This is a genomic window from Cellulomonas biazotea (genome assembly GCF_004306155.1).
Lineage (GTDB): Bacteria > Actinomycetota > Actinomycetes > Actinomycetales > Cellulomonadaceae > Cellulomonas > Cellulomonas biazotea.
On record NZ_BIMR01000473.1, the window covers coordinates 1 to 1,824 of the forward strand.

The 1,824-nt window shown below is 76.9% G+C and carries 3 protein-coding genes and 1 pseudogene; all 4 read right to left on the minus strand.

All coding sequences use genetic code 11. From position 1 onward, the window contains the following. Nucleotides 1-695: LacI family DNA-binding transcriptional regulator (locus CBZ_RS20240; protein ID WP_130783215.1), on the minus strand; the 695-nt coding region annotated here is incomplete at its 3' end. A 97-nt stretch (nt 696-792) separates the two neighbouring features. Next, entirely contained in the window at nt 793-1,113 is a 321-nt protein-coding gene (locus CBZ_RS20245; RefSeq protein ID WP_130783216.1) for a type II toxin-antitoxin system PemK/MazF family toxin, read from the minus strand. After that, nucleotides 1,110-1,310: a hypothetical protein gene (locus CBZ_RS20250; RefSeq protein ID WP_130783217.1), complete on the minus strand. Its 201-nt coding sequence runs from the start codon at nt 1,308-1,310 to the stop codon at nt 1,110-1,112. The genes CBZ_RS20245 and CBZ_RS20250 overlap by 4 nt, the downstream gene beginning before the upstream one ends. Nucleotides 1,311-1,392: 82 nt before the next feature. Continuing rightward, nucleotides 1,393-1,824: pseudogene (locus CBZ_RS20255) on the minus strand (hypothetical protein); the annotation flags it as partial.

Below are 1,824 nucleotides of genomic sequence, written 5' to 3' on the forward strand. Positions count from 1 at the left end.
GAGCGCCACCGCCCGACCGCCGCGGCGGCCGACGACGGGTCGAGCGCGACGGTCTCGGCGACGGGCGCGGGCAGCCCGAGCCGCTCGCACGCCTGCGCGACGCCGGCGAGCCGCCGGTCGGCGAACGCCGCGAGCCGCTCGTCGTCCGGCGCGGCGTACCCGATGACGCGGTGCCCGCGCTCGACGAGGTGGTCGACCTGGACGCGGCCGATGCCGTCCTGCGGGACGGAGAAGATCTCCGGGTGCGGGTCCTCGTCGAGGGCGCTGCCGACGACCTGGATGCCGGCCCGCCGCATGGCGTGCACCTCGTCGTCGGCGAACGGCTCGAGCCCCAGCACGGCGCGCGGCGTGACGGCCCGCCACAGCTCCGCGAGGGGCCGGGCGCTGCGCGCGTTGTGCACCAGCAGCGACAGGCCGCGGTCGGCGAGCTCGGTGCCGAGGTGGTCGATGAGCGTGTCGATGACCGGCCCGACGGGCCAGTCGGGCAGGACGCAGAGCACCAGGTCGCTGCGCCCGGAGCGCAGGGTCCGGGCGGCCGCGGACGGCAGGTAGCCGAGCCGGGCCGCGGTGTCCTGCACCCGCCGACGGGTCGCCTCGGTGATGGCGACGCCCGTCTTGTCGTTGAGCACGTAGCTCACCGTCGTGCGCGACACGCCGCTCTCCCGGGCGACGTCGGCACTCGTGACCCGCGGCACGGTTCCCTCCTCGTCACCCGTCTCGAACCTGCCCACCTTAGTCGCCGCCCAGCCCTGTGGGCAGGCACGACGTCCCCGGCGGCGTCACGCGGCGGTGTCAGACGATCCCGAGGTACCGGCCGACCGCGTGCTCGAGCTCGTGCAGCGCGTCCCGGTCGAGGAAGCCGACCGGGTCGCCGACGACGTACGAGGTGTCGAGGGCCCGCATCTGGTCGACGAGCAGGACGGTCGGGACGCCGAGCAGCTCGATCTCGGGCCGGAACCGTGCCGCCTGGGCGTGCGTCGACGTCGGGACGACGACCACGACGGACCACGCGGTCCCGTCGGCTGGCGCGAGCACGACGCCGTAGCGCCGTCCGCCCTGCTCGTGGCCGCGCGGCCGGCCGAGGTCGATGCGGTAGACCGCCCCGCGGATCACCAGGCGTCGGGCTCGGTCGAGAGGTCCTCGCCGGCGAGGCGCTCCATGTCGGCACGCGCGTGGCTCCACCAGAGCTCGCGGTCGAGCAGGGCCAGGCCGCGCCGGATGGCGTCGCTGGTCGACGTCCCGTCAGCCGTCGCGCGGGCGAGGATGTCCTCCTCGGCCGGCGTGGGCCGGAACCCGATGGTCTTCGCCATCGCCCCAGTGTTCCACATCTGTGCAACAGGTCGACGCCCGGGAGGTCCCCCGGCACCCACCCGGCCGCGGGGCGACGGGGCCTCAGCGGCCCAGCGACGACAGGACCTCCTCCGCGCGGGCGTCCTGCCCGGTGCGGCGCAGCAGCGCCACGAGGTCGTCGGCCGCCTGCGCCCGGGTGTGCCGGTCGCGCGCGACGGTGAACCCCTCGACGGCCGACTCCAGGTGCCACGCGGCGTCCTCGGTGCGCCCCCGCCCGTCGAGCAGCCGCCCGGCCAGCCAGAACGCGTGCGCGGCGTCCGGCACCGCACCGACCCCGGCGTACGTCTCGGCCGCGCGCGCGGCGCGCGTGACGGCCTCGTCGGTCGCGTCGTCCTCGCCCAGCGAGGCGAGCAGGCGGGCGGTCGCGTCGTCGAGGTCCGCGGCGGCCCGACGGCGCTCGACGCGCAGCCGCTCCGCGAGCGCCTGCCCCTCGGGCCCGGCGGGGTCGGTGTCCGCGGTCGCGTCGTCCGCGAG

Bases quoted from the DNA above. Each gene is read 5' to 3' on its own strand.
- CBZ_RS20250 (WP_130783217.1), bottom strand. From the start codon at position 1,310: ATGGCGAAGACCATCGGGTTCCGGCCCACGCCGGCCGAGGAGGACATC.